This window comes from Bacillus sp. WC2507 (assembly GCF_052656125.1).
Genome location: NZ_JBQXPN010000001.1, coordinates 4,596,101 through 4,621,585, shown reverse-complemented (window position 1 = coordinate 4,621,585; position 25,485 = coordinate 4,596,101). Strand labels below are relative to the sequence as shown.

Genomic DNA, 25,485 nt, shown 5'->3' with positions numbered 1-25,485 from the left:
TATCTATAAATCTATTACGAAAAGGAGATTGGAAATATGAGTGAGAGCGGGCTAAAAGAACAAATTACAGGTAAAGTTGAAAAGAAAAAAGGACAAGTAAAAGAAGGAATTGGTGAAGTTACAGAAGATAGAGAGTTGAAAAATGAAGGGAAGTGGGAGAAGACGAAGGGAACGATAAAAGAAAAAGTCGGAAAAGTGAAACAAAAGATAAGTGATGAATTGGATCATAAAGAATAATACATGTTTATCAAGCTTTGGTTACATACCAAAGCTTGATAAATCCATTATAAAAATAATATAGGAGGTCTAATTGTGGGACTTATTATTACGTGTATTGTAGGTGGACTTATTGGGGCGTTAGCTGGAATGATTACAGGAAAAGACTTTCCTTTAGGTATAGTTGGTAATGTGATTGCTGGTTTAATTGGATCTTGGGTAGGTAGTGCGTTATTTGGTCATTGGGGTCCTGAATGGGGAGGCATTTTTGTTCTTCCAGCGTTATTAGGTGCAATCGTCTTTATTTTAATCGTTACATTCTTCTCTAGAATGCTACGGAAAGCGTAAGTATGATAATGAATAGTAATCTTAAGTTTATTATATATAGCTATAAAGTTAATAAACTGATAAAAATACATAAAAAAGCATCCAATTAAAATAATTTGGATGCTTTTTTTATGTAATCTGCATGGGAATGAGTGGGGAATAAAGAATTCCCCACTCATGAAAATTACACTTTCTATTATGTATTAAACCATCGTTACTTTCTTACAATTATTTATTCTTACGACCTGCCTTGGTTCTATATGAGATAAGTCCTCGCTATTACCTATATCCACTACAATTGTATTCGTTAGTATGTTAATAATGGAACCAATTAATTTTGTAGCATGATCGTGTCGATAAGAAAATTGAACGAAATCTCCCTTTTTAAAGTTGTGCTCTTCCATAGATAGATCCCCCTAAAAATAATGTTTATACATAATACATACACAAATTTATAAGGTTTAAACATTTGTTAGTATTTTTTAAGCATGAAGCTGGGAAAGGTGTAGAAAATTTATCCCGCTTTAACGGGCAGTAAGACCCCCACCTCAAAATTCAGCGGAAGCAAAGAAGTTAGGTGGGGGATCAACTGTCCGTAAAAGTCCGATTGGTTCAACTAATAATCAGTGGGGGATGAACAAAACCCCCACTGATTAAAGTTTCACTTTATTTATAATAAAAATAAAAAAATATGTTTAAAACTAATTTTTATGGGTAATTAAATAGTAAAAGTTTGAGATAAGGGGGCGGAAATGATGAATTTGGCAATAAATATTTTGCAAAATGATTTAGGTTATACGGTACAACTTAATGGTGAAATTGATGCGTATACGGCATCAGATTTAAAAAATAAGATTATGCCTATTGCAAGCGAGAAAGAGGTTTATATCGTAGTAGATTTTAATAAGGTAGAGTATATGGATAGTACTGGTTTAGGCGTTTTTATAGCTTTATTAAAAGCAGTTAAGAAAAATGATGGAAAACTAGAGTTTATTGGTGTATCTAAAAGGTTAAAGAGATTATTTGATATTACAGGGTTAACAGAAATATTAAATTTGAATTCCGATTTTGAAAAAGTAGAAAGAAGGTGACTAGGGATGATGGAGAGATTTGAAAAGATAGAAATGAAAATTCCTGCAAAGGCAGAATATGTCGCTATTATTCGTTTAACAATGGCTGGTGTTGCGAATCGAATGTGCTTTGCTTATGACGATATAGAAGATATGAAAATTGCTATTAGTGAAGCATGTACAAACATTGTACAACATGCATATAAAGAAGACGTTGGAGAGATTACAATTGTCTTTGGTCTATATGAAGATCGATTAGAAATTATGGTTGCGGATAATGGGGTTAGCTTTGATTTTAGCACCTTAAAAAGTAAAGTTGGTCCGTATGATATTAATAAACCAGTAGAGAACTTGCCGGAAAATGGTTTAGGTTTATATTTAATAAATACGTTAATGGATGATATACAAATCATGCATGATGAGGGCATGACAGTTTTAATGACAAAATATATACAAAGAGAGCAGGTGGAGAATGATGGAAATCCAATCTCAACCTACAATTCTTACTAAAGAAGACGTTATTAAACTAATTGCAGAATTTCAACAAAACCAATGTGATGAAGCACAGGAAAGGTTAGTTGACCATTATAAAAATCTCGTATATTCCATTGCATATCGCTATTCGAAAGGCGGGCCGATGCATGAGGATATTATACAAGTAGGGATGTTAGGGCTCTTAGGCGCAATAAGAAGGTATGATTATTCGATAGGGAATGCTTTTGAGCCGTTTGCAATACCTACGATAGTAGGAGAAATAAAGAAGTATTTACGTGATAAAACATGGGGCATTCATGTTCCGAGGCGAATTAAAGATTTGGGCGGGAAAATTAAACTTGCGATAGAGGAGCTAACAGATCACCTGCAACGTTCACCGAAGATTATAGAGATTGCGGATCATTTAGGACTATCAGAAGAGGAAGTTCTAGAAATTATGGATGCTAAAAATAATTATCGAGTATCTTCCTTAGATGATGTAGTAGAAAATTCATCTGATGGAAGTTCGGTAGCGAGAATTGAATCTGTAGGTGAAGTAGAGCAAGGATATGAACAGACAGAAAGACGTCTCATTTTAGAGGATATTTTTAACGTATTAAATGAGACAGAAAAGAGTGTTATTCATTATATATTTGGAGAAAATTTAAATCAAAAGGATACAGGGGAACGGTTAGGTATTTCACAAATGCACGTTTCTCGTATTAAAAGACAAGCGATAAGTAAATTGAAGCAAGCGGCGTTTTTAGATACATAAAAATTTTAAATAATTATGTTTAAAACATGAGAAAAGGGGTAGTTATTAAGTATAGGAGGAGATATGAAAATGTCACACGATGTGAAAGAACTAATCGAAGGATTGAATGAAGACTTAGCAGGAGAATACTCAGCAATTATTATGTATAACCATAATGCAGCTACAGTTTCTGGTATATATAGACAAGTGTTAAAACCTTTCTTTGAATCTGAAATTAGTGATGAACAAGGACATGCCCTATATTTAGCGGAGAAAATTAAGACGCTAGGTGGTACACCTACTACAATCCCTTTACCAGTGAAACAAGTAGAAGATGTTAGAGAAATGTTAGAATACGCTAGACAATCAGAATATGAAACAATTAAGCGTTATGAAACGAGAAAAGAACAGGCAGCGAAATTAAATATGACAGAGTTAGTTGTAAAGTTAGAAGATATGATTGCAGATGAAACAAATCATATGGAAGAATTGGATCGTCTTTTAAATGATAAAGCAATGGTGCTAAATTAAAAGTGGAAATTTATAGAGTGAAAGAACAAACTCTCATTTCTGGGGGTTTGTTCTTTTTCTGTATAAAAAATATGTTTGAGTAGGAAATTTTCATTTTATAACTGAGTATGTAATACTAGAAAAATAGAAAATGATAATAGATTTACATTTTAAATACGAAAAGGGGAAATAACTTGTGTCCATTTTAATTGTCGATGATAATCCGGTTAACATCTTTGTAATTGAAAAAATTTTAAAACAAGCCGGATATCAGGATCTTGTATCGCTGAATTCTGCACAAGAGCTTTTCGAATACATTCATTTTGGAAAAGATTCTTCCAGGCATAATGAAATAGATTTAATTTTATTAGATATCATGATGCCTGAAATTGATGGACTTGAAGTTTGTAGGCGATTACAAAAAGAGGAGAAGTGTAAAGATATTCCTATTATTTTTGTAACAGCTTTAGAAGATGCGAATAAATTAGCTGAGGCTCTTGATATGGGGGCAATGGATTATATTACGAAACCTATAAATAAAGTTGAATTGTTAGCGCGTATGCGTGTAGCATTACGCTTGAAATCGGAATTAAATTGGCATAAAGAACAAGAAGAAAATCTTCGAAATGAACTAGATTTAGCTACACAAGTACAAAGAAACTTATTAAGTAGCCCATTAAGAGAAGAGCATATAAAAATTGAAGCAAGTTACTTACCTTCATTTAAACTAGCTGGAGATATGTATTATTGGTATAAAATCGATGAAAATCGCTACGGTATTATATTATTAGATGTGATGGGACATGGTGTATCTGCTTCATTAGTTTGTATGTTTATTTCGTCTGTATTACGTGAAACGATTAAATGTTTAATCGATCCAGAACTCGTTATTAAAGACTTAAATAAATATATGACTCTTTTACATAATGAGAATGACAACATTCCGTATTATTTTACAGCGATATACTTAGTAGTGAATACAGAAAATAGAACAATTGAATATGTAAATGCAGGACATCCTTCTGGATATGTTTTAGTTGATGAAACAAATGTAGTTGAACTAGATCGCGGGAGTTGTGCGGTAGGATTTTTTGATGAAATAAAAGTTCAGAAGACAGTTATACCTTTTGAGAAGAACGCTCAAATCGTATTGTTTACAGATGGTGTACTTGAAGCAATTGCAAATGATGAATTTGAGTCTGAAGAGAAACTACGCACTTTTACAGGAAGAAAATGGGGAGATTTAGAAGAAGAGATAGAAGGGTTTTATAAGGAAGAACAGAAGAAAGCACAATCAGATGATATGTGTCTAATTATGATACAAACGAATGCGAAATAAAAAGCGTATGAAATCCAAACAGAGGATTTCATACGCTTTTATTGTATTTTTTGATAAATTTGTTCGTTAGGATTAAATTGGATATAATGCGGCATTATATCTGAAAAACGAAGAGTTTCTTTATTTCCTAAACATAGGAATCCATTGTGACCTAAACTTTCATAAAATAGTTGCTGTACTTGGTTTTGAAGTTTACTCGTAAAGTAAATTAAAACGTTACGGCAAAGTATAATATGAAATTCGTTAAAAGATTGATCAGTTACTAAATTATGCTGCGCAAAAATAATGTTTTGTAAAAGAGAAGGATTAAAATAAGCGAAACGATTATCTGTTGAATAATAGTTAGAAAATGCTTGTGTACCACCAGCTTGTAAATAATTTTTCGTATAAGTTTGCATTTTATTTAACGGAAGGATAGCTTGTTTTGCTTTCTCTAACACATCTGTATTCATATCTGTTGCGTAAATAACAGCTTTTTCACTTAATCCTTCTTCGTGAAGTAAGATGGACATTGATAATACTTCTTCACCAGTTGCGCATCCAGCGTGCCAAATTCTAATTTCAGGATACTTTTTTAATTCAGGAATCACATGCTCTCTTAGCGCTTTAAAAAAGTTAGGGTTACGGAACATTTCAGTTACATTAATGGAGAAATCATTTAATAACTGTTCTAAAACCCCTTCCTCATGAATTACTTTTTCAATTAATTTTGAAATGGTAGGGATATTAGAGAGCTGCATTCGATTACAAATTCTTCTATAAATAGATGTGCGAGCATATTGTCGAAAATCAAATCCTGATAGTTTAAATACCGCTTCCAATAGTAATTCAATTTCTAAGTTCGTGCGCTTATCCATATCTACAGATGGATCAAAATTATAATACTTATTTTCCACTTAAACTAAACCTCACTTATTTTATTAACCATACACTCATTACCGAATAGAGTTGATGTAAATTTAATGGTTTACTTATATAATCTGAAGCGCCAGCAGATAAACATTTTTCTTTATCATTTGGCATTGCTTTAGCAGTTAATGCGATAATAGGTATTTCATGTAACCTTAAGTTCATTCGGATATGTTCCATCGTTTCATAACCGTCCATATTCGGCATCATAATATCCATTAAAATAAGGTCAATATTTATATTGTTTTTTAGTATGTCTAAACACTCTATGCCGTTTTGTGCAGTAATAATGTTGGCATGTTGTTTTTCTAATGCATTTTGTAATGCAAATATATTTCGATGATCATCATCGACAATTAAAATAGTTTTCTCTTGGAAGACGTTATTTGTTTCTGGAGTAACGATAGTTTCCTCGACAACTTCAGCAGGAATAACGTCATCTATCGTTGCTGCGACTTCTAAATTGGATACCTGTATATCATGTAATCCATTTGGAAGGTTAGGAATATATACGGTAAAAGTACTGCCTTCTCCTATATGACTCTCTAACGTAATCCAACCACCTAATAATCTAGCAAACTCTTTACAAATAGATAAACCTAAGCCTGTACCACCATATTTTCGAATCGTTGCTCCATCTGCCTGTTGAAAGGCTTCGAAAATAAGTTGATGCTGTTCTTTAGCGATACCAATACCAGTATCTTTTACTGAAATTGTAATCCAATCATTACTGATAGACTGCATATCATGACTCAAATTGGTTGTTTCTATTGAATCGAAATGTAAAGAGACAGATCCTTTTTCCGTGAATTTAAATGCATTGGATAATAAGTTTTTAATAATTTGTTCAACCCGTTTTGCATCTGTATAAAACAGATCAGGAATTGTATCACTGTCTTCAATCGTAAATTCGACATTTCTTTGTGCAGCTATATGTAAAAAGTTTTGATGCATATTTGCTGCCATGTCACTTATGTTCGTTGCTTCAAAAATGACATCTAGTTTTCCGGCTTCTACTTTAGATAAATCTAGTATGTCATTAATTAAAGTAAGTAAATCTTTCCCTGATGAATGAATAACGGTTGCTAATTCAATTTCATCATCAGATAAATGATTATCATGATTTTCTCTTAACATTTCAGATAATAGTAAAATACTATTTAACGGTGTGCGTAATTCATGTGACATATTTGCTAGGAATTCTGATTTGTATTTTGAGCTACGTAACAACTCGCTTGCTTTTTCTTCTAATTCTGATTTAGCAATTTGTAAGTCAGTTGTCTTCTGCTCGGCCTCTTCAGTTCTAGACTCTAATTGTTCATTCGTTGTTCTTAATTCTTCGGCTTGCATTTGTAGTTCTTCAGCTTGTGTTTGCAATTCTTCTGATTGAACTTGCAACTCTTCCGTCATTGCTTGTGATTCATGTAAAAGATTTTGAATTCGCATACGTCCCATAATACTATGGATTGTTAAGCCTAGATTATCAACGGTTTGTTGAATTAAATCTTGATGTAAATCTGAAATCTCAGTTACACTTACTAACTCCATTACTGCGATAACTTCATCTTCAAATAAAATAGGGATGACTAGTAGATTTTTGGGACGTATTTCTAATAATCCAGTAGTAACGTAACGAAACTCTTCGGGTATGTCTCGAAGAATAAAGCTTTGTTTTTCTAAAGCACATTGCCCAATTAAACCTTCACCCATTTTAATGGATTGTTTTCCAATATCAGAAATTTGATCGGCGAAAGAAGCTTTTTTCACATAGTAGACAGTTTCTTCAACTTCTTCACGTACATAGAATGCACCGCAAGAGATTTGCGTTTTTTGTATCATTCCACTAAGAATTTTGTTACCCAACATCTCAATAGAAGGTACACCTTGATACATTAAAATTAATTCTGCAAGCTCGGTTTGTAACCACTCTCTTTTAGATATTTCGTCTAGTAGATGGTTCGTTGTATGAGCAAGCTCTTTTATTTCATCATGGGTGTTTACATGAATTCTTTCCGTAATTTTTTCTTTAGAAGAAATGGATGTAATAGCTTGAATTACATTTTTAATCGTTTTTGTAATGGAATTCGAAATATAGAGTGAAATGATAATAGAAATACAAGAAAGTAAGAACAATAAACTGTATAACCAAAGTTCTAATTTATTATTTTCAGTATCTAATTGTGCAGCTCTTTTTTTTGTTAGTTGCTCCTCTACACTACGGAAGTTAGTTAGCTGTGATTGTAATGATTGAATTTGAGTCGTGTCGATTGCTTGTATGTTATTACTATTGTGATTCGTAATGAATGGGTGAATCTCTTTATTAATCCAACTAGTAATGTTTTCATTAATCTGTTTTAATTTTTCTTGCTGAGAGGGGTTATCCTCTAATAAAGCAAAAAGATCTTGATAATGTTTTTCGTAATCCTTTTCCGTAGCGTTAAGGGATTGAACGTAATTAGGGTTATTAGAAGTGATAAATCCTTTCGCTTTATTTTCAATTGTTAGCAGCTCTTTCTCTACTTGATTCGTTAAATTAAGAACTTTAAAATCGTGATCAATAATAAAATTACGAGATTTTTGTAAATTAGAAATCTCATTGTTTAGCATAATGAAAGAAATAAGTAAGAACAAAATGATAACTAAGTAACCAGCCATAATTTTGTAGCGAATACTAAATTTTGCTTTCGGGTTCATTAAAAATTCCTACCTTCAAGGTTAGTAAAAGTTTTCTATTGTAAAGAATGAAAAACGTAATATATATTATATCAGTTTTCGTAAGGCCAAACTAGAAATCCCCCTATTGTATTAGGGGGTCTCGTTTTGAATAGAGGAAATCATTTTGAAATATAAAAAGATATGTGAAAAGTAACAATCGAGGGAATAGGGGGATTATAAAACTTTTAAGAAGGAAAGAGTGTTCTTAAAGCTTTTTTTGCATCTATTCCTTCAAAGATAAATAATACAAGCTCTCTCTTTTTTACAGTAAGGAAAAAGGATATTAATGTACTTAAGTTTTTAATAGAAGTAAGTGTCCCGTGTTTACTTATAAATAAATTCGTTTGAAATGTTGTCATTAAAGCATAAAAATGATGAATCTGAGTTATTGTAGGTGTTTCATTATAAGAAATAGTAGTAGAGTGAATGGCATTCATCGAAATATTCCTTTCTGTATAGTAAGCATAACAATATAAACATACCCGTTTTAAAAAATGTTAAACATATAAATACGAAAAAATATAATTATAGTTTTTTAGGTTTAGAAAGGGTTACGAAGGGTATACATATACTACAAAGAGATTGGCTGAAGAGGAATGATAAGATTTCTAGTCTATAAAAATATACTTTTACTTTAAATAAAAAGGAGTCTGGTATACATGAATGAAATGATGATTGATATTACGTTTGATTTAATTTACTTGTTAAGTAGTTCGCTTGTAATGCTTTTACTATTCGCTTTTTTCGTAAATGGTTATGTTAATAAGAAAATTAGTGTATACAGAAATGAAGAAAGATAAAGATACAATATATAAAACTTTAGGAGGTTAATAGTTATGGATGTAGATAGAAAAATAGTAGGTATTTTTAGAACAATTGATGATGCGGCACTCGTTATTAATGAATTAAATGAAAAAGGATATGCAAAAGATAACATTTCAGCTATTGCGAAGGATCAAAAGGAAATTGAACATCTGGAAGAAAAATCGGGTGAAAAAGTAAATAATGAAACTGCACATAAAGCGGATATCTTTTCAGCGACAGGGCTTGTGGCAGGAGGAGTAGCAGGCGGACTCGGTGGTTTATTAACCGGCCTTGGCATACTTGCCGTATCTGGGATGGGTCCAATCGTAGCAGCGGGACCTATCGCAGCAGCTGTTGGAGGAGCCGGTATTGGCGGAGGAGCTGGAAGTTTAATAGGAGCATTTATCGGCTTAGGAATCCCTGAAGAACACGCTAAGAAATATGAAGAATACATTTACGATGGAAATATATTAATTTTAGTAGATGCAAAATTAGATGATAAGTTAGAAATTTATAAAATATTTGATAAGCATAATGCTTATAACTCTGATTTCTTTAAATAAAATGATGAAAAATGTAAACATAGTGAATATCGTTTTTGGTCTTACAACTTTGGCGCGACCGAGGAGTCGTATGACTATAAGAGAGGAAGGGCTTATAGTAAAAGATCAAGTTCTATTACGTTATTGAAAAAGAGAGAGGTGTCTATTCGTGATTGTGAAAATATTAAAGGATAGTAGTAATAGTTTCCTTTGTACAGTTCAAAATAAAAATGGAGATCAGTATGTGAAGAGATGGTTTCGTAAACAGGAAAACAATGAAGAATTAGGACGACCAACTTTCAAAGAAGTAGAAAAGGACTGGAGAGAAAATAGAGAATCATTTATGTATCCAAATGTTAAAGCGCTTTATTAAACATAATAGGCGTTTTATTCTTACAAAATTGTCACACTCCTGTAAGGTAATTCAATAGATTCGTTGCTTGTTCCATGTCATAATAAAGACATAAGAAAGCTAATCAAAAATTATAAGTTATAGGAGAGTGTCAGTCATGATTGTAACAACAACGTCTGGAATTCAAGGTAAAGAAATTATTGAGTATATCGATATTGTAAATGGTGAAGCTATTATGGGTGCAAATATTGTCCGCGATTTATTCGCTTCCGTTCGTGATGTTGTCGGTGGTCGTGCTGGTTCTTATGAAAGCAAGCTAAAAGAAGCTCGTGATATCGCAATGGATGAAATGAAAGAACTTGCAAAACAAAAAGGTGCGAACGCTATCGTTGGTATTGACGTAGATTATGAAGTTGTTCGTGATGGAATGTTAATGGTTGCTGTAAGTGGTACAGCTGTACGTATATAATTAAATAAAAAACAGGCTCACCCCTTGAAGTTTATGCTTTGAGGGGATTTTTTTGTCATCACTTAGTCTGCAATCGTTGAATTATGAAAAACTGTTTCCTTTCTTGCTATACATTTCATAAGCAAAAAATCCAAATAAATAGCCGATTCCAGCTCCTAAACTAATGGAAAGCAGCGAGAAATCCGGTAAAAACATGCCGAAAATTAAACCGATTATACAGCCGAAAAGCATTCCTATAGGTATTAAACTATCTAATAAAACTTGAGCATTTTTTGATTTTTTCTTACCTAAGGTGCCGTTGTTATATTTATGTTTCAACCTTCCAATCACATATAATACGATCCCACCGACTATTAAAACGGGAGCAATTGCCGTGAGTAACCACATATTAGAGTCTCCTTTCACCTTTTAATAGGATTATACCAGATACTTACAATTGGGTATTCCTAAACGTACTATCTAGTCTATTTAAATGGCCCATCAAAAAGACTCCTTCAATTGTAGTCAATAACTCGTCAAAAACACTTTTCCTTTCGTTTTCTCAGCAGACTGCACGACATCAACCGCTGTTTTCACATCCGCTAAGTCATACGTAGAATGGACTTTCATTAAACGTAATTGTTTATTTTCAACTAAGCGAATTAAGTGACGAAACGTTTTTTGCCATTTATATGGTGATACTTCGTTATTCCAATGTCGTAAATGAAATATGTTCGCGTGCACTTTTGCTTTCGTGACAATCTCTGCCCAGTTCACTTGTATTCCTGATAGAAGACCGATCGTTAAAAAGTGCCCGTTTGGACGTAAGGAGAAAGCTAATTCATTTCCATCTGGTCCCCCGATAGAATCAATCGCAGCATCCGCACCGATCCCGTTTGTTAATGTCATAACGGTTTCATAAAGTGGGGCAGTGGAAGTATCAATTACATATGCAGCACCAAGGCGCAATAACTCCTCTGTATGCTTATTATTCCTTGTAACGGCAATGAATCGGAAGTTTAAAGTTTGTGATAACTGTGCAAATAGATGCCCAATAGCGGATCCACAAGCATTCACTAATACAACATCATTACGTTGTAAGTTTAGCGTTTCTGTACACGTAACCCACGCCGTAAGAGGATTAATATACATTTGTGCCGCTGTGAAATCATTAATCGAATCAGGAATAGGGACTACAAAATCAGCGGAGGTCTTCACATATTCTTGCCAAGTACCTTCTCCGCGTAAAGGTAAAACACGTTTGCCGATAAGATCTCTAGAAACAAAAGCTCCTACATCTTCTACAATACCAACACCTTCATAACCAGGTATGTTAGGTAAGGGAATTCTATGTGCATACGCTCCGGTAACGGGAATTAAGTCAGATGGATTAATCGGTCTAACTAACATACGAACTAGCACTTCATTATCTTTTAATGGTTCTATATTTTTATATTCAACTTGTAGTACATCTTTTGGGTTGCCAAACTCGTGAAATTGAATGCATGTTCCGCGCAAGATAAATGTGCCCCCTTAGTTTGATTGGGTTTATTATAGCATTTTTGATTTTGGGTGTTATTTTTTGAAAGGTATAAAAAGAAACAGAAATTTTAAATAGAGGATAGAAAAATGTACAGAAGTATTTGTTGGAAAAATGAGAAAATTACAGTTATAGAAAGAAATTAAGAGGTTTCTTTTATAAAAGGTGTTTTTTCATCTATATAAAGGTAAAAAAAGAATAATATACCTTAAAAAGTTGGTTTTTCCAGTGTAATATTTATTTCATTCGACAAAAAACGACACAATACAACTGGGTCATCTGATATTATGATTTTTGTAAATCTTACATATTATAATTGGAGGAAATATTTAATGGGTAAAATTTTTAAGTTTGGGTGTTTAGGAATTATCGGTTTAATCGTACTAGGTATCATTGCAGCATCATTAGGTGGTGGAGATGATAAGAAAGAAAAATCTTCAAATGAGTCAAAGCAAGAAACGAAAGCTCCAACTGCTAAAGAAGGTGAGTCTTCTAATGTTAAAATTGCTGTAGGGTCTGTTGAGTCTGTAGATTCTGTAGGTGGCGAATATTTAAAAGAAAAAGCACAAGGTGTGTTTAAAGTAGTTGAAGTTACAGTTACAAATAATCAAAAAGATGCTATTACTGTTGATGCGAACAGCTTCAAATTAGTTGATAATAAAGATCGTGAATTTACGTACTCTACTCAAGCTCAAACGGCTTTTGATGTAGGTAACGGTGGTCAGTCTGATTTCTTCTTAAAACAGCTTAACCCTGGTTTATCTCAAACAGGTAAAATTATCTTTGATGTTCCTGCTGACGCACAAGGATTAGTTTTAAAAGCTCGTGGCGGTATGACAGGTAAAGAAATTACATTAAAAGTTGAATAGTGAAAAGCACTCGAAAGAGTGCTTTTATTTTGCTTTTATCAATATAAATTAACAACTCTTACATAAATGGAGGAATCAACATGAACAAAAAGATAATCGGAGGGATTTTAGGTGTTATTGTAATCATCATAGCTCTTGTGAGTATGAATGTATTACAAAAAAATGCTAAAGAAGCGGAAGAAAAGAAGAAACGTGAAGTTAGTTATGTTCAAGCAGCAGCAGAATTTTATCATAATAGCGAACTAATGGGATTTGTTGCTGATTTGGTTTTACCACAATATTCACAGACTTGGTCTCAAGCTATTGATGATCGTCGAGATTTTAATATAGCTGTAAATGCGAAGAAAAAATCGCATGATTCGATAATTTCTCAAGCCGCTGCAATATATAGTGATATGGAAGGGCAATTAAAAACTGTTTCTGAAGCGGCAAAAGAAAATCCAGATAAATATAAAGAACTGTATGATGAATACAAAAAGATGTATGGAACTATTACATCCTTAAAAGAGCAAACAGAATCACCTAGTGGAACCCTAATGACATTTAACCAAAATGCAAATATGTTATTTCAAGAATACAAGAAGTATAAAGGGAATATAGATGTGGCCATATCTGAGGATATAAAAAGTGAAGTTGAGAAGATAAAAGAAAAAAATCAAAAATAATTACAAAATAAAATATATGGCTTAAAAAAACAATTATTAATTCTATTATATAGTTAAGGCTTTAAAAGTTTGTGATGGAGGAATTTTAAATGGAGCTATTTAAAGGGAAAATAGTTTGTCCAAGGTGTGATGGAAATGGTCTCGTCTATAAAGCAGAAATTAAAGATATAAATAAAGTTGTATATGTTTGTGATGAATGTGATGCAATGTGGTTTCAGAATGATAAATTTGGAATGGAGAATTTTGTGGACTATGAGACGTTTCTTGAGGAGAATTCATTGTCTTATATGGAGGCGAATGTTATTCATTTAGGCTATGATTGGTACAAAGGATAGTAAGTTTTTCAAAAGCAAGAAGCTACTTTAAAAGTAGCTTCTTCTATTTTTTATTAAGCCGAAGCCTTCTTCATTCTCTCAAGTAAACTAGATAACACATGCGTACGATACGATTCTAGTTTTTTACCTTCATAAGTACGAATGCCTAATTTTTTAAGTTCTTTTACATACCAACCTTTGCTTCCGAAATACATGTGATCGCTCCCCTTCAACTTTGTTTTTAGTTGTTCTGATCGTACTTGGAGGTACGGGATAATAATGAAGGAAATGAATTTCGCGCGAAAATGGTTAACTTTGTTGCAAAAGACATATATACTAAAGATAGTATACAACGAGGTGGGCAAGACGTGATTATAGAGAAGCACGAAATTCAAATTGACCAAATTACGAGCGGTAAAGTGAATATCTTTACTTTCTATCGAAATAGAAAGCAAGTTGATGATCATTTTTTACGATTGCAAGAACCATCGCTTACAGCAAACTACTTCTTCCATTTTCATTTTGATGCAGAGAGCTTGCATCTACTGCAGGAAGAGTTTCCAAGCGTATATCCGTACGACGGTAGTGAAACGATTCACGACTGGACGGAAAAGATGAAAGCAGAATTGCAACATCAGATCCAAACAGGAAAATGGAATAAACGCGTACGTATCGGTAATCGCATTCTAGATGTGGTGTTTACGTGGTGTGACGAAGATATAGTAGAGTGAAAAAGAAGCGGATAACGCTTCTTTTTTTAGCGCTGGAATAAAACGAGCTTACCTGCAGAAGATGTGCAGCGATGTGTTTTTTCATACAATCCTTTTTCTTGTAAAATAGATTCACCTTTTGCTTTCGCTTCTTTTTCAGTTGCCGCCTCGAATGATTCGTCTAATGCTTTCGAACCATCTTTTTCAAAGACTGTTAGAACGTATACTCCCATGAAAATTCCCTCCAATAATAAAAATCAGAATCTTATAACTATTTTGGCATAAATCACTAGAATATGCAAAGAAATATATGACATTGCGTGTTAAAATAGAGGGGAAGTTTTATGGACACTAGATTTACTATTCGTAGTAAAGTACGGAAAAGGAAAGGATCGTTATTTGTGAAACAAGTGAAGTTTATACATGCGGCTGATTTGCATTTGGATAGTCCGTTTAAAGGGATGGAGATGAATGTACCACAGTCTGTTTGGGAGAGAATGAAACAAAGTACGTTTGAATCGTTCGAGCGTATTGTTGATAAAGCGATTCAAGAGCGCGTTGATTTCGTATTACTAGCCGGGGATTTGTATGATGCGGAGACGAGAAGTTTGAGAGCGCAAGTGTTTGTGCGCGAGCAAATGAAGAGACTTTCGCAGTACGATATTCCCGTTTTTATTATTCACGGTAACCACGATCATTTAGGGGGAAGCTGGGCAGCTATTGAGTTTCCGGAAAATGTTCACGTGTTTACAGAGCCGTATGCAGAAGAGAAGTCATTTTATAAAAATGGTGAGCGATTAGCTTCTATTTACGGGTTCAGTTATTTGCAGCAAGCGGTAACGGATAATATGACAGCACAGTATACGAAAATGAGTGATGCGCCTTTTCATATTGGCATGCTTCACGGAAGTGTTGAAGGGGATGCAGAGCATAATCGCTATGCGCCGTTTCAAATTCGTGAGCTGAAAGAAAAGCAGTTTGATTATTGGGCCCTTGGCCATATACATAAACGTGAGATTTTATCAGAAGAGCCGTACATTATTTATCCGGGCAATATACAAGGGCGTCATCGGAAGGAAACGGGAGAAAAAGGTGCGTACCTTATTGAACTCACGAAACAGGGATCGCAATGTTCATTTTTCCATACGGCAGATGTTGTATGGGATGAGATAGAAGTGAGTATTGATGGACTTGAAACGATTGATGATCTTATGACGGCTGTGTCAACTGCGATGAATGAGTGCCGAAGAGAAGAGGAAGGGACGCTTTTAACTGTCGTATTTACAGGGCAGGGCCCACTTTCTCCATATTTACGTGAAGACAAGCGTGTCGAAGAAATTTTTCATATTTTAGCGTCTAGCGAAGAGCGAAAAGATTTTGTATATGCGATGAAGTGGAAAAATGAGACGGTTTCTTTTGCGGAAATCGAGCGTTTGAAAGAAGAAAATCATTTCGTCGGTAGTGTGCTGAAAGAGTTAGAAGCTTTCACTAATATGGACGGCGTGTTGCGCACGATTTGGACATCTCCTGTAGCGCGTAATAGTATTGAATCTTTTACAGAAGAAGAGAAGAAAGAGATTCAAAAAGAAGCAGAAAATATTATTTTAGAGCAATTATTCCAGCAAGAGAGGGATAAGAAATGAGAATTGAAAAACTCCATATTTATGGATACGGAAAATTAGAAAATGTGGAAATGGATCTTTCGTCGCTGACTGTTTTATACGGTGAAAATGAAGCGGGCAAATCGACTATTCGCTCGTTTATGAAAAGTATTTTATTCGGTTTTCCGACGAGAGGACAGCGCCGTTATGAGCCGAAAGAAGGCGGCAAGTATGGCGGTGCGATGACTGTGCAAACAGAGAAGTACGGTCGTTTGAAAATTGAACGATTGCCAAAGACGGCAGCTGGTGAGGTAACCGTTTATTTTGAAGACGGGAAAACGGGCGGCGAGGAGATTTTACACGATATATTAAGCGGAATGAATGAAAGTTTATTCGAATCGGTCTTTTCTTTTGATATGCATGGTCTTCAAAACATTCATCAGCTTGGCGAAGCGGATATCGGCAATTATTTATTTTCGGCAAGTGCAGTCGGAAGTGATGCATTATTGCAGCTCGATAAAAAGTTAGAAAAAGAAATGGATCAGCGTTTTAAGCCGAGTGGGCGAAAACCAGAAATTAACGTGTCACTGCAAGAGATGAAGAAGCTTGAAGAGAAGATGAAAGAGTGGCAAGGGAAAATTGGCACGTATGAAAAGCAAGTGGAGCAGTTAAAAGAAAGTGAAGAGAAACTTGCTTCTGTTCGTGCGGAAAAAGAGAGTGCAGAAAAGAGAAAGCAAGATTATGAAATATTAGCAGCGCTAGAGCCTCTCGTTATTGAAAAGCGTGTGCATGAGAAAGTGTTAGAAAACGAGAATGGGCAGTTTCCTGTAAACGGGATGGCACGTTATGAAGCGATTAAGGCGAAGATGGAGCCGCTCCAATTACAAGTTGATTCGCTCCATAAAAAAATAGAGAATGTGCAATCGGAAATGGAATCGATTCAAATAGATGAAGCGTTTTTACAAAAAGAAAGTTACGTAGAAGAACTTCGTATGCAGCATATGTCGTATGAAAATGCACGCCAAGAAATGCGTGATTTGACAGGAACGATTACGAATATAAAAGAAGAACTGGCAGAACTAGAGCAGCAAATTGGTGCTGCTTTTGAAAAAGAAACAGTTCTTTCGTTTGATATGAGTTTGGCAACGAAAGAGCTGATTACGCAAACGGTGCAAAAGGCGCGCGAGTTAGAAACACAAAAAGTACAGCTTGATGATCGTTTTAAAGTAGCGCAGGAGCAACTAGAAGAACAAGAAGAAAATATAAGACAGATTCAGAAACAAATGTTAGTGGATGAAGAGCGAAATGCGTTAAGTGAGAAAGAGAAGTCGTTCCAAGACGCGGCATTTATCGGTATGGGCGCTGAGCGAATGAAGCGCAAGTATGAGGAAAAAGCAGGAGCCGCTATGCAAAAGAAAAAGCAGTGGCAAAGAGTTTGTCTTCTGTTACTGCTTATTAACACAGTTGTTTTATTCGCGAGTCTATTTATAGATTACCGCCCGCTTTTATTTATTAGTGTTATTGTTTTTGTAGGGATTATTCTTGCCCTTGTTTTATATAAAGATCCGTCAAGTGGATTACAAGAAGAACTCCTTACCCTTCAGCAAAGTGCTGGCGGGAGACAAAGTGAAGAAGCAATGTCTGTGCGCTATCAGTTAGAAAAAGATGAAGAGATTCGTAAGCTATTTGAGCGTGAGTCATATAAATTACAGCAAATGGAGCGCGCATATGATAAAGTCGTTTCATCGTATGAGGAATGGGAGAGAGAAACGTTCCGCATTAGTGAACAAGTACATGCATATAAAACACGTTATATGTTCCCTGAATTTTATACGTATGCGCACATATTGCCGGCGTTTGAGCGTATGGAAAAAATGCAGCAATTATATCGTGAATTAGAGAAGCAAGGCGCGCGAAAATCTTCATTATATGAAATGATTTCGCAATTTGAACATAAACTAGAAACTGTTATCGGTAGCGCAGAATATAGTAAGCTGCACGAGGCACAAAGTCGTATGCAAAATGAGAAAGAGAAGCGCCAAACTTGTAAGCAGCTAAAAGAGAAATTAGCGGAATGGCAAGAAGAATATGAGTTTATGCAAGAGCAATTAAAGCAACTGTTAGTAGAACGAGATAGTTTATGGCATATTGCAGAGGCTACAGGTGAAGAGATGTTTTTAGAGGCAGGTAAACTGGCGGAAAAACGTGAAGATGCTGAGAAACAAGTGGGTCGTTTATTACCGCAAATTGATCTTTTAGAACAACGTTTAACGAGTTTATCATTAGCTGAACATTATGAAGCTGACGGTTATGATGAAAAATTAAAGCAAGAAATGACAGCCGCGCAAAACTGTCTGGCAAAAGAAAAAGAACTGACAGAGCGTATTGCGAAACATCGTATGGAAATTGCGAATTTAGAAGAAGGCAGTACGTACGGCGATTTAATGCACGAATGGGAAATGAAAAAAGCGCAAGTGCGTGAACAGGTGAAGAAATGGGCTGCTTATGCGGCCGCAAAGACAGTGTTAACGAAAACGAAGCAATATTATCATGAGGTACACCTTCCTCGTATTTTACAAAAATCAGAAGAGTATTTCGTCTATTTAACAGGCGGGCGATATAGTAAAATCTTTTCACCGTCAGAGGCGGAACCTTTTATTGTGGAACGTAACGATGGTATGCGTTTTTACAGTCATGAACTAAGCCAAGCGACAGCAGAGCAGTTATATTTATCGTTACGATTTGCATTAGCGAAAACATTTGAGCATGATTATCCGTTTATTATTGATGATAGTTTCGTGCATTTTGATGCGGTAAGGACGAATCGTACGATTGAACTAATAAAGGAAATTGCGCAAGATAGACAAGTCATCTTCTTTACATGTCATGCACATTTGCTAACATATTTTACAGAAAAACAGATTATAAAATTAACGCATAAGCGTAAAGAAAATGAGTTGTAGTGTGCTATACTAAAAGTAACTGATATGGTGGAGGAATTCGAATGAAAAAGAAAATTGCAGAATATGAAGTTGGTGAACAAGTCGATGTTTTCTTGTTAATTAAAACAGCGACAAAAGGTCTAGCAAGCAATGGAAAGCCGTTTTTAACAGTAATCTTACAAGATCCAAGTGGAGATATTGAAGCGAAGCTATGGGACGTATCACCAGAAGTTGAGAAACAATATGTAGCGGAAACAATCGTTAAAGTAGCTGGTGACATTCTAAACTACAAAGGACGTATTCAATTACGTGTGAAACAAATCCGAGTTGCGAATGAAAATGAAGTAACGGACATCTCAGACTTCGTAGAAAAAGCACCAGTGAAAAAAGAAGATATGGTCGAGAAAATTACGCAATACATATTTGAAATGAGAAACCCGAACATTCAACGTCTAACAAGACATTTATTAAATAAGCATCAAAATGAATTTTTAGAATATCCAGCAGCGACGAAAAATCATCACGAGTTCGTATCTGGACTAGCTTATCACGTCGTATCGATGCTTGATTTAGCGAAAGCTATTTCAGCTCTATACCCATCATTAGATAAAGACTTACTATATGCAGGCGTTATTTTACATGACCTTGGTAAAGTAATCGAATTATCTGGTCCAATTTCCACAACATACACGTTAGAAGGAAATTTACTAGGCCACATTTCTATTATGGTGAACGAAATTGGGAAAGCTGCAGACGAATTGCAAATCGATGCAGAAGAAGTATTAATTCTTCAACACATCGTCCTTTCTCACCACGGAAAAGCAGAATGGGGTAGCCCAAAACCACCATTAGTAAAAGAGGCAGAAATTCTGCATTACATCGATAACTTAGATGCAAAAATGAACATGATGGACCGCGCATTAGGACGCACAAAACCAGGCGAATACACAGAACGTGTCTTTGCTCTTGATAATCGTTCGTTCTATAAGCCGACGTTCCATAATTAATAGTGTGAATCGAATGGCCTCATTAAGTGTTAATACGCTTAGTGAGGCTGTTTTTTTATTAAAAATTAAATGAAATGGTTAAGAAGTACGCATGGGGTTAACGAAGAACGATTAAAACATATCTCACCACTAGAATGGGAGCATATCAACTTTAATATGGCAGATACTTAGAATCGCTTCAGCCTGTATAACAGGCCTAAAAATAAGAGTTGAAACTTGTTTAGCATCTATTTTTGTTAAAAGGTGAGAGGGATCCTTATATAAAAAAGACACCCTAAGGTGCCTTCCCTCGACTAGATCGGAGTACCGCCAGCATTTCAGAAAAAATATGCTAAGCAAAAAATACAATAAGCTGTCCATATGGACAGCTTATTTACATAATTATCGTTCTCGGAAGTAAATATATTTGCTTTATCCGTGATTCGTAGTAATTTCATCAAAAAAACATTTTAATTCAGAAAACTTTTCTAAATCTCCCATTGTTGAAAAAACTTCTTCCCCTTTTTCATGACAAATAACAATTGAAGGAATCTTCTTAAATAAACCAACAGTTTGCTTCTGTTCTTTAAATTCTATGAGTTCTTCATGTTTAATTTCAAAAAGAATTTTATTCATTTTCATTGTTTCTGTATAAAAAATTATTCTTTTATTTGTTGATAACAATAATCCAAATACATCAGGAGAATTAGAAATTATACCGCTTAACATTGAAAGAGAAGTCAAATTGCTATATTTATAATAAGCTTTAATTTGATTTTTCACTTTTTCATTCTCTTCTAATAAAATTTGTTTTAACATATTAAGTCTCTCCTTATATAAAAATAAAATATTGATGATATTTTCTGAAATCTCTATATCTCTATATTATCATAAAACGAAAATGTAACAACTTATTGTTTTGCATAATTTTGATTAATAACGAGATTCTTAATGTGTTTTTTAAAGAAACAATGACTTTCATAGTAATCTACACTCACTAATCATTCTCACCTGAATATACCTTTAAATCTTCCATTGCTATGGCTATAGCGTGTTTTTCTGTATCAATTAACGATATTCCTTGTTTAATAGGAGCCCAATACTCATATTCATAATCCAAAAACCAAGCAAAAACTTCTGTAGTGAAAAAACCATTATTTCGTTTGATCACTTGAACCTTGTATCTTTTGTTTTTGGAAACAATCTCTTTAATAATTTCTTTCATTGTCTTTCTCCTTCTACCTTTTATCCAGATTGTACCACATCAAGAATATAGATAATGAAAGGTATTTTGATTGCATAAAGTATTCATTTCATGTTTACATAACGTCTCATTATCAGCAGCAAGGAAAAGGAGGAACCTCCTTTTTTCGTTCTATGGACCTATGCATTTTTTCATACATTCCTATTCTGGCGCGGTTTTAGATTTCTCGTTTGTTTTTGGATCAACCAAAAAACTGTATTAAATCTTGTTTGATCCTAGGGGTCACTATATATGAACACTACGTATTTGACTTTCTCAATGACCAATATTACTTAACGTGGTAAAATAATATCCAATGTTATTAAAATTAAAGTGGTTATCAAGTCGGAGGAAGGCACTTTAGGGTGTCCTTTCTTTTTTTAATATATAAGCGCACCATCCCTTTCCTAATAGAGATCCTCTCATGCCTCCTTACAGGGAGAATGATAAGGCATTTTTTATTTACCCAATTACCGAGCTCTCACATGTTTTAAATAGTTACAATACTTGTATTGCTTCAATAGATTCTAGTGTAGCAAAATAAATTGTGCTATGATGTGAGCAAATATAAAACTATCTAACGGAGGGATTCACATGCCGCATGTTGTGTTTCGTGGAATTACTACTGAACAATTAAAACACATAAGCAAGCCATTAGTAGAAGAGCTCGCAGAGATTTGTGAGTGTGGTACGGATAATTTTACGTTGGAACTACCAAGTTCTACGTTTGTATTCAATGGAGAAGAAATAGAAGCGTTTCCTCTTATTGAAGTGAAATGGTTCGAGCGTGGACAGGAAATTCGTGATCGATTTGCCAAGGCCATTACTACTTATATAATGGATTTTGGACTTCCAGAAGTAGAGGTTGTATTTACGGTTTTCACAGAATCAGCGTATTATATTAACGGGAAGCATTGTGCAAGTTAGAGCTATTTGAAAGATTTTTGTAACATTTATAAGGGGTAGAACCACATCGCTATTAAGCTAACTAGACAAAATACCCCCTAAAAAGAAAAAGGCGTTATTCTTTCTGAGAAATCATAGGAAAGGATAACGCCTTTATATCAATATGGGGTACAGCCGAGATACGTGTAAAAATAGGCCATAGACTTCCTTTTTTCCAACTTTGACCTATTGAGTTTATAAAGGGATTGCTTCTTCTATTGGTTGGGGGATTTTCTGTAAATCAATTACATAATCCCCAAAGCGTTTTATATGCATAGTCATATAAGGACTTAGCCTTTCTAAATCTTGGCGTGAAAAGCGATAATCTTCTTTTTTAGTTGCCATAAAATTATAGTGATATCTACTACATTTTGAAAAATTACAGAATTGGTGATTAAATCATTGTATTTAATACGTTTTTCTTGTTCGATTGGATCGTTTTCCGTAATAATACCATCGCGGCCAAAAAACAACCATCATGATATAGAGGCAAATATAAAGAACATGTTAATCAAAACATGTTCTTATTTAATATAATCGATTCACTTTTTTATAAAAAGTTTGGTTATTTTATTGAAGCTTACTCCACAAACGCACCCGCTTGTTAACTTTTTTACTGTTTGAAAGCCATACTTTTTATATTGCTTCATTTATTGGAAAAACCGAAAGCTTTAAAATCTCTCTATTACATATTTATTTTTGGAAAAATAACCTAACTCCAAATACTAATAATACTGTGCCAGTAATACCCTCTATTGTACGGTTCACCTTTTCTTTTCTTAAAAAAGTTCTTAATTGACGTATTAGAGAGATATAAAGTAAATACCATATTGCTGTCAAAGTCGTAAATGTGAATCCCAACAAAAGAAATTGGAAGAAATGACTTTGATTACTCACAATAAATTGGGGTAGAAAACTAAGGAAAAATACAGCCGTTTTTGGGTTTAAGATTGCCGTGGTAAATCCTTGTCTAAAACTTTTAACCGTTCCAATATCCTTAGAGTTTATTTCCACTGAACCTGACATATCTTCTTTTTTAGAAAAGGCACTTTTAATTGACTTTACAGCTAAATAAATTAAATAAAATGCCCCAGCATATTTTATTAATGTAAATAGCATAGCAAATTTCATTAAGATAGCAGAGAGTCCTAGTGTAGCCATTATTGTATGAATCATCATTCCAGATACCGTTCCTAAGACGGTCTTTATCCCACCATTTCTACCATGAGAGATAGTGTTTTTTGTAACTAAAGCAAAACCGGGACCAGGCATCATTATAATAAGGAGTGCTGTAAGGATAAATAGCAAGTAATTTTCCATGTTCTGGTATTTCCTTTCTGATTTTTAGTTTCGCTTATAGTATAGCTTTTTTCCTTAAAACATTAAATATAAAAAGTGTGATCAGGATAGTATCAGAAACTTTCAAGGTGTTGTAATTGAATTATAGAGGGCTTCACTTGAATAATGTTCGTCTGTAAATGAGCGTTTTAATGGAATGTCAATTACATGAATAATCAGATTTTTGCATGAAAGGATAACTCAATTAAATAAATTAAGAGCGTTTTTTAATTGCTTTCTCTCGGAATACTCTTAATTTTCTTTCGTTTATCGAGGGTATTAGTATCAACTTGACCAAACATTATCCAAAAACTACATTTAAGATTTACGAAAGCATATTCGAATAATCATTCATTAAATTTCTTATCAATCACCAAAAATTAATTATCATAAGGAAGAGGTACGTGACCTTTTATTTAAGAAATTACTTATTCTTGAAAAAATGAATTAACTCCCCATAAATAATTGTAAAGATATAAAATTCTATAATCCCCTCGGAACAAAAAAATTATCTTTTATAGCAACGAAGTTCATTTTTATCGTTTTGGGGTAGTGTATTCTTGTTAGCTTGATGGGCATGGGGAGCTATGAGTCTTTAGTTTGATAGTGACGCTATCCAGAAATTAATGATTTTACACCCTAAATATTATTTAACTAAAAAAATCTCAAATTCGAGATTTTTCACTTGCTTTTTAATCACTTGAGTTGTAAAGTGATAGTAACGAAAGCGATTGAGTCATATGAAAAACATACACTCACTTGCTTTCGATTAAAAAACGAAGTAACTTATTCAGTAAAAACTAAGATGAATTTACAAAAATATAATGAGAATAAATTGAAAAGCTAAGAAGCATATTATTTTTTAATTATCACTTGACTAGTAAAATGAAGCGGAGGAATTATCAATGTATGAAATTAAAGGGCATCATCACATTTCAATGGTTACGAAAAATGCAAATGAAAATAATCACTTTTATAAAAATGTACTTGGTTTACGTCGCGTGAAAATGACAGTGAACCAAGATGATCCGTCAATGTATCACTTATTTTACGGAGATAAAACAGGAAGTCCAGGTACGGAACTATCGTTTTTCGAAATTCCTTTAGTAGGAAAAACATACCGTGGTACGAATGCGATTACTCGAATTGGGTTACTTGTTCCTTCAGAGGATAGCTTGCATTACTGGAAAGCACGATTTGAGGAATTTGATGTGAAACATAGTGAAATGACAACATATGCAAATCGTCCTGCTTTGCAATTTGAGGATGCTGAAGGTCTTCGCTTAGTACTACTCGTTTCAAACGGAGAAAAAGTGGAGCACTGGGAGACTTGGGAGAAATCAGAAGTTCCTGCTGAACATCAAATCCAAGGAATGGGTTCTGTGGAAATGACAGTTCGTAGACTTGATAAAATGGCGAGTACACTTACAGAGATGTTTGGTTATACAGAGTTTAGCCGAAATGACGAAGAAGCGATTTTTCAGTCCATTAAAGGAGAAGCTTTTGGAGAAATCGTTGTGAAATATTTAGATGGTCCTACTGAAAAGCCGGGCCGCGGTAGCATTCACCACCTAGCAATTCGTGTGAAAAACGATATAGAGCTTGCTTATTGGGAAGAACAGGTGATACAAAGGGGCTTCCAGTCTTCAGGAATCATCGACCGTTTCTATTTTAAAAGCTTATATTTCCGCGAATCAAACGGAATCCTATTTGAAATTGCGACAGATGGACCAGGATTTACAGTTGATGGAGATGTGGAACATTTAGGAGAAAAACTGGATTTACCACCGTTTCTAGAAGAACAGCGTGCAGAAATTGAAGCGAATTTAGCACCTATTGAAGAGAAGTAATAGTAGAGAAAATATAAAACTT

The 25,485-nt window shown here is 34.2% G+C and carries 31 protein-coding genes and 1 pseudogene; 20 read left to right on the top strand and 12 right to left on the bottom strand.

The features are described 5' to 3' along the window. Positions 1-36 precede the first annotated feature (36 nt). Positions 37-237, top strand: a complete 201-nt coding sequence (locus tag ACUN28_RS24380; protein WP_016089046.1) for a CsbD family protein — start codon at positions 37-39, stop codon at positions 235-237. 75 nt (positions 238-312) lie between these two features. Then, positions 313-564: a GlsB/YeaQ/YmgE family stress response membrane protein gene (locus tag ACUN28_RS24375; protein WP_000522903.1), complete on the top strand. Its 252-nt coding sequence runs from the start codon at positions 313-315 to the stop codon at positions 562-564. A gap of 182 nt (positions 565-746) precedes the next feature. Here the strand turns inward: ACUN28_RS24375 and ACUN28_RS24370 are convergent, their stop codons facing one another. Next, positions 747-947: a methyltransferase gene (locus ACUN28_RS24370; protein ID WP_000390991.1), complete on the bottom strand. Its 201-nt coding sequence runs from the start codon at positions 945-947 to the stop codon at positions 747-749. A gap of 348 nt (positions 948-1,295) precedes the next feature. Between ACUN28_RS24370 and rsbV the strand changes: the two genes are divergently transcribed. From rsbV to ACUN28_RS24345, 5 genes are all read left to right on the top strand, one after another. Further along, positions 1,296-1,634, top strand: coding sequence for an anti sigma b factor antagonist RsbV (gene rsbV / locus ACUN28_RS24365; protein ID WP_016089045.1), 339 nt, complete (start codon positions 1,296-1,298; stop codon positions 1,632-1,634). Positions 1,635-1,640: 6 nt separating this feature from the next. Further along, the gene (rsbW, locus tag ACUN28_RS24360) at positions 1,641-2,123 is read left to right on the top strand and encodes an anti-sigma B factor RsbW (protein ID WP_016089044.1); all 483 of its coding nucleotides are present in this window, start codon (positions 1,641-1,643) and stop codon (positions 2,121-2,123) included. Then, positions 2,086-2,862 (top strand): RNA polymerase sigma factor SigB, encoded by a 777-nt coding sequence (gene sigB / locus ACUN28_RS24355; RefSeq protein WP_016089043.1) that lies wholly within the window; start codon positions 2,086-2,088, stop codon positions 2,860-2,862. Before rsbW ends, sigB begins: the two co-directional genes overlap by 38 nt. A gap of 69 nt (positions 2,863-2,931) precedes the next feature. After that, positions 2,932-3,372 (top strand): ferritin-like domain-containing protein, encoded by a 441-nt coding sequence (locus ACUN28_RS24350; protein WP_000017756.1) that lies wholly within the window; start codon positions 2,932-2,934, stop codon positions 3,370-3,372. Positions 3,373-3,547: 175 nt separating this feature from the next. Beyond that, a complete protein-coding gene (locus ACUN28_RS24345; RefSeq protein ID WP_016089042.1) occupies positions 3,548-4,690 on the top strand; it encodes a fused response regulator/phosphatase in 1,143 nt (380 codons plus the stop codon). A 38-nt stretch (positions 4,691-4,728) separates the two neighbouring features. Here ACUN28_RS24345 and ACUN28_RS24340 read toward each other — a convergent pair whose 3' ends face one another. From ACUN28_RS24340 to ACUN28_RS24330, 3 genes are all read right to left on the bottom strand, one after another. Continuing rightward, positions 4,729-5,586 carry a CheR family methyltransferase gene (locus tag ACUN28_RS24340; RefSeq protein ID WP_016089041.1) on the bottom strand — a complete coding sequence of 286 codons (858 nt, stop codon included), beginning with the start codon at positions 5,584-5,586 and terminating at the stop codon, positions 4,729-4,731. A 16-nt stretch (positions 5,587-5,602) separates the two neighbouring features. Continuing rightward, on the bottom strand, positions 5,603-8,293 hold the full coding sequence (locus ACUN28_RS24335; protein WP_016089040.1) for an ATP-binding protein: 2,691 nt from the start codon (positions 8,291-8,293) through the stop codon (positions 5,603-5,605). Between the two features lie 206 nt (positions 8,294-8,499). Further along, entirely contained in the window at positions 8,500-8,751 is a 252-nt protein-coding gene (locus tag ACUN28_RS24330) for a hypothetical protein (RefSeq protein ID WP_016089039.1), read from the bottom strand. Positions 8,752-8,973: 222 nt separating this feature from the next. Between ACUN28_RS24330 and ACUN28_RS24325 the strand changes: the two genes are divergently transcribed. The 4 genes from ACUN28_RS24325 (at position 8,974) to ACUN28_RS24310 (ending at position 10,481) form a co-directional block, all read left to right on the top strand. Then, positions 8,974-9,114, top strand: coding sequence for a hypothetical protein (locus ACUN28_RS24325; protein ID WP_016089038.1), 141 nt, complete (start codon positions 8,974-8,976; stop codon positions 9,112-9,114). A 36-nt stretch (positions 9,115-9,150) separates the two neighbouring features. Next, positions 9,151-9,681, top strand: a complete 531-nt coding sequence (locus ACUN28_RS24320; RefSeq protein ID WP_016089037.1) for a general stress protein — start codon at positions 9,151-9,153, stop codon at positions 9,679-9,681. Between the two features lie 148 nt (positions 9,682-9,829). After that, a complete protein-coding gene (locus ACUN28_RS24315) occupies positions 9,830-10,033 on the top strand; it encodes a DUF4028 family protein (RefSeq protein ID WP_016089036.1) in 204 nt (67 codons plus the stop codon). Positions 10,034-10,169: 136 nt separating this feature from the next. Continuing rightward, positions 10,170-10,481, top strand: a complete 312-nt coding sequence (locus ACUN28_RS24310; RefSeq protein WP_000637510.1) for a YbjQ family protein — start codon at positions 10,170-10,172, stop codon at positions 10,479-10,481. Between the two features lie 81 nt (positions 10,482-10,562). Here ACUN28_RS24310 and ACUN28_RS24305 read toward each other — a convergent pair whose 3' ends face one another. Both ACUN28_RS24305 and ACUN28_RS24300 read right to left on the bottom strand, forming a co-directional pair. Continuing rightward, positions 10,563-10,868: a hypothetical protein gene (locus ACUN28_RS24305; RefSeq protein WP_016089035.1), complete on the bottom strand. Its 306-nt coding sequence runs from the start codon at positions 10,866-10,868 to the stop codon at positions 10,563-10,565. Between the two features lie 117 nt (positions 10,869-10,985). Beyond that, positions 10,986-11,981 (bottom strand): zinc-dependent alcohol dehydrogenase family protein, encoded by a 996-nt coding sequence (locus tag ACUN28_RS24300; protein WP_048894636.1) that lies wholly within the window; start codon positions 11,979-11,981, stop codon positions 10,986-10,988. Positions 11,982-12,332: 351 nt separating this feature from the next. Between ACUN28_RS24300 and ACUN28_RS24295 the strand changes: the two genes are divergently transcribed. The 3 genes from ACUN28_RS24295 (at position 12,333) to ACUN28_RS24285 (ending at position 13,869) form a co-directional block, all read left to right on the top strand. Next, positions 12,333-12,869, top strand: a complete 537-nt coding sequence (locus ACUN28_RS24295; RefSeq protein WP_016089033.1) for a DUF4352 domain-containing protein — start codon at positions 12,333-12,335, stop codon at positions 12,867-12,869. An 80-nt stretch (positions 12,870-12,949) separates the two neighbouring features. Beyond that, on the top strand, positions 12,950-13,534 hold the full coding sequence (locus ACUN28_RS24290) for a hypothetical protein (protein ID WP_016089032.1): 585 nt from the start codon (positions 12,950-12,952) through the stop codon (positions 13,532-13,534). Between the two features lie 89 nt (positions 13,535-13,623). Then, positions 13,624-13,869 (top strand): hypothetical protein, encoded by a 246-nt coding sequence (locus ACUN28_RS24285; protein ID WP_016089031.1) that lies wholly within the window; start codon positions 13,624-13,626, stop codon positions 13,867-13,869. 53 nt (positions 13,870-13,922) lie between these two features. Here the strand turns inward: ACUN28_RS24285 and ACUN28_RS24280 are convergent, their stop codons facing one another. Beyond that, positions 13,923-14,063: a YflJ family protein gene (locus tag ACUN28_RS24280; RefSeq protein ID WP_000273536.1), complete on the bottom strand. Its 141-nt coding sequence runs from the start codon at positions 14,061-14,063 to the stop codon at positions 13,923-13,925. A 153-nt stretch (positions 14,064-14,216) separates the two neighbouring features. Here ACUN28_RS24280 and ACUN28_RS24275 point away from each other — a divergent pair, with 153 nt between their 5' ends. Then, entirely contained in the window at positions 14,217-14,579 is a 363-nt protein-coding gene (locus tag ACUN28_RS24275; protein WP_016136590.1) for a hypothetical protein, read from the top strand. A 26-nt stretch (positions 14,580-14,605) separates the two neighbouring features. Here the strand turns inward: ACUN28_RS24275 and ACUN28_RS24270 are convergent, their stop codons facing one another. After that, on the bottom strand, positions 14,606-14,791 hold the full coding sequence (locus tag ACUN28_RS24270) for a YhzD family protein (protein WP_000539551.1): 186 nt from the start codon (positions 14,789-14,791) through the stop codon (positions 14,606-14,608). A 168-nt stretch (positions 14,792-14,959) separates the two neighbouring features. On the opposite strand from ACUN28_RS24270, the gene ACUN28_RS24265 reads away from it, so the two are divergent. Genes ACUN28_RS24265 through yhaM form a run of 3 tightly spaced genes read left to right on the top strand, consistent with a single transcriptional unit; the run spans position 14,960 to position 20,108 of the window. Then, complete coding sequence (locus tag ACUN28_RS24265; RefSeq protein WP_033660134.1) at positions 14,960-16,201, top strand: DNA repair exonuclease; 1,242 nt, start codon at positions 14,960-14,962, stop codon at positions 16,199-16,201. Further along, positions 16,198-19,122 carry an ATP-binding protein gene (locus ACUN28_RS24260; protein WP_016089028.1) on the top strand — a complete coding sequence of 975 codons (2,925 nt, stop codon included), beginning with the start codon at positions 16,198-16,200 and terminating at the stop codon, positions 19,120-19,122. Before ACUN28_RS24265 ends, ACUN28_RS24260 begins: the two co-directional genes overlap by 4 nt. A 41-nt stretch (positions 19,123-19,163) precedes the next feature. Continuing rightward, entirely contained in the window at positions 19,164-20,108 is a 945-nt protein-coding gene (gene yhaM / locus ACUN28_RS24255; protein WP_000726648.1) for a 3'-5' exoribonuclease YhaM, read from the top strand. Between the two features lie 411 nt (positions 20,109-20,519). On the opposite strand, the gene ACUN28_RS24250 is transcribed toward yhaM, so the two are convergent. Next, entirely contained in the window at positions 20,520-20,906 is a 387-nt protein-coding gene (locus ACUN28_RS24250; RefSeq protein WP_016089027.1) for a hypothetical protein, read from the bottom strand. Positions 20,907-21,084: 178 nt separating this feature from the next. After that, positions 21,085-21,312 (bottom strand): hypothetical protein, encoded by a 228-nt coding sequence (locus ACUN28_RS24245; protein ID WP_016089026.1) that lies wholly within the window; start codon positions 21,310-21,312, stop codon positions 21,085-21,087. A gap of 612 nt (positions 21,313-21,924) precedes the next feature. Here ACUN28_RS24245 and ACUN28_RS24240 point away from each other — a divergent pair. Next, on the top strand, positions 21,925-22,257 hold the full coding sequence (locus ACUN28_RS24240; protein WP_016089025.1) for a DUF1904 family protein: 333 nt from the start codon (positions 21,925-21,927) through the stop codon (positions 22,255-22,257). Positions 22,258-22,470: 213 nt separating this feature from the next. Here the strand turns inward: ACUN28_RS24240 and ACUN28_RS24235 are convergent. Both ACUN28_RS24235 and ACUN28_RS24230 read right to left on the bottom strand, forming a co-directional pair. After that, positions 22,471-22,751: pseudogene (locus ACUN28_RS24235) on the bottom strand (Tn3 family transposase); the annotation flags it as partial. A gap of 217 nt (positions 22,752-22,968) precedes the next feature. After that, positions 22,969-23,595 carry a LysE family translocator gene (locus ACUN28_RS24230; protein ID WP_000432978.1) on the bottom strand — a complete coding sequence of 209 codons (627 nt, stop codon included), beginning with the start codon at positions 23,593-23,595 and terminating at the stop codon, positions 22,969-22,971. A gap of 923 nt (positions 23,596-24,518) precedes the next feature. Between ACUN28_RS24230 and ACUN28_RS24225 the strand changes: the two genes are divergently transcribed. Beyond that, positions 24,519-25,463 carry a ring-cleaving dioxygenase gene (locus ACUN28_RS24225; RefSeq protein ID WP_016089024.1) on the top strand — a complete coding sequence of 315 codons (945 nt, stop codon included), beginning with the start codon at positions 24,519-24,521 and terminating at the stop codon, positions 25,461-25,463. The last annotated feature ends 22 nt before the right edge of the window (positions 25,464-25,485 follow it).

Excerpts from the sequence above, each read along its gene's own strand:
- ACUN28_RS24335 (WP_016089040.1), bottom strand. The coding sequence starts at position 8,293 with ATGAACCCGAAAGCAAAATTTAGTATTCGCTACAAAATTATGGCTGGT.
- ACUN28_RS24370 (WP_000390991.1), bottom strand. The coding sequence starts at position 947 with ATGGAAGAGCACAACTTTAAAAAGGGAGATTTCGTTCAATTTTCTTAT.
- ACUN28_RS24290 (WP_016089032.1), top strand. The coding sequence starts at position 12,950 with ATGAACAAAAAGATAATCGGAGGGATTTTAGGTGTTATTGTAATCATC.
- ACUN28_RS24270 (WP_000539551.1), bottom strand. The coding sequence starts at position 14,791 with ATGGGAGTATACGTTCTAACAGTCTTTGAAAAAGATGGTTCGAAAGCA.
- ACUN28_RS24260 (WP_016089028.1), top strand. The coding sequence starts at position 16,198 with ATGAGAATTGAAAAACTCCATATTTATGGATACGGAAAATTAGAAAAT.
- ACUN28_RS24350 (WP_000017756.1), top strand. The coding sequence starts at position 2,932 with ATGTCACACGATGTGAAAGAACTAATCGAAGGATTGAATGAAGACTTA.
- ACUN28_RS24310 (WP_000637510.1), top strand. The coding sequence starts at position 10,170 with ATGATTGTAACAACAACGTCTGGAATTCAAGGTAAAGAAATTATTGAG.
- ACUN28_RS24325 (WP_016089038.1), top strand. The coding sequence starts at position 8,974 with ATGAATGAAATGATGATTGATATTACGTTTGATTTAATTTACTTGTTA.
- ACUN28_RS24380 (WP_016089046.1), top strand. The coding sequence starts at position 37 with ATGAGTGAGAGCGGGCTAAAAGAACAAATTACAGGTAAAGTTGAAAAG.
- ACUN28_RS24250 (WP_016089027.1), bottom strand. The coding sequence starts at position 20,906 with ATGTTAAAACAAATTTTATTAGAAGAGAATGAAAAAGTGAAAAATCAA.
- sigB (WP_016089043.1), top strand. The coding sequence starts at position 2,086 with ATGATGGAAATCCAATCTCAACCTACAATTCTTACTAAAGAAGACGTT.
- ACUN28_RS24230 (WP_000432978.1), bottom strand. The coding sequence starts at position 23,595 with ATGGAAAATTACTTGCTATTTATCCTTACAGCACTCCTTATTATAATG.
- rsbW (WP_016089044.1), top strand. The coding sequence starts at position 1,641 with ATGATGGAGAGATTTGAAAAGATAGAAATGAAAATTCCTGCAAAGGCA.
- ACUN28_RS24320 (WP_016089037.1), top strand. The coding sequence starts at position 9,151 with ATGGATGTAGATAGAAAAATAGTAGGTATTTTTAGAACAATTGATGAT.
- ACUN28_RS24225 (WP_016089024.1), top strand. The coding sequence starts at position 24,519 with ATGTATGAAATTAAAGGGCATCATCACATTTCAATGGTTACGAAAAAT.
- ACUN28_RS24330 (WP_016089039.1), bottom strand. The coding sequence starts at position 8,751 with ATGAATGCCATTCACTCTACTACTATTTCTTATAATGAAACACCTACA.
- ACUN28_RS24295 (WP_016089033.1), top strand. The coding sequence starts at position 12,333 with ATGGGTAAAATTTTTAAGTTTGGGTGTTTAGGAATTATCGGTTTAATC.
- ACUN28_RS24245 (WP_016089026.1), bottom strand. The coding sequence starts at position 21,312 with ATGAAAGAAATTATTAAAGAGATTGTTTCCAAAAACAAAAGATACAAG.
- yhaM (WP_000726648.1), top strand. The coding sequence starts at position 19,164 with ATGAAAAAGAAAATTGCAGAATATGAAGTTGGTGAACAAGTCGATGTT.
- rsbV (WP_016089045.1), top strand. The coding sequence starts at position 1,296 with ATGATGAATTTGGCAATAAATATTTTGCAAAATGATTTAGGTTATACG.
- ACUN28_RS24280 (WP_000273536.1), bottom strand. The coding sequence starts at position 14,063 with ATGTATTTCGGAAGCAAAGGTTGGTATGTAAAAGAACTTAAAAAATTA.
- ACUN28_RS24285 (WP_016089031.1), top strand. The coding sequence starts at position 13,624 with ATGGAGCTATTTAAAGGGAAAATAGTTTGTCCAAGGTGTGATGGAAAT.
- ACUN28_RS24305 (WP_016089035.1), bottom strand. The coding sequence starts at position 10,868 with ATGTGGTTACTCACGGCAATTGCTCCCGTTTTAATAGTCGGTGGGATC.
- ACUN28_RS24240 (WP_016089025.1), top strand. The coding sequence starts at position 21,925 with ATGCCGCATGTTGTGTTTCGTGGAATTACTACTGAACAATTAAAACAC.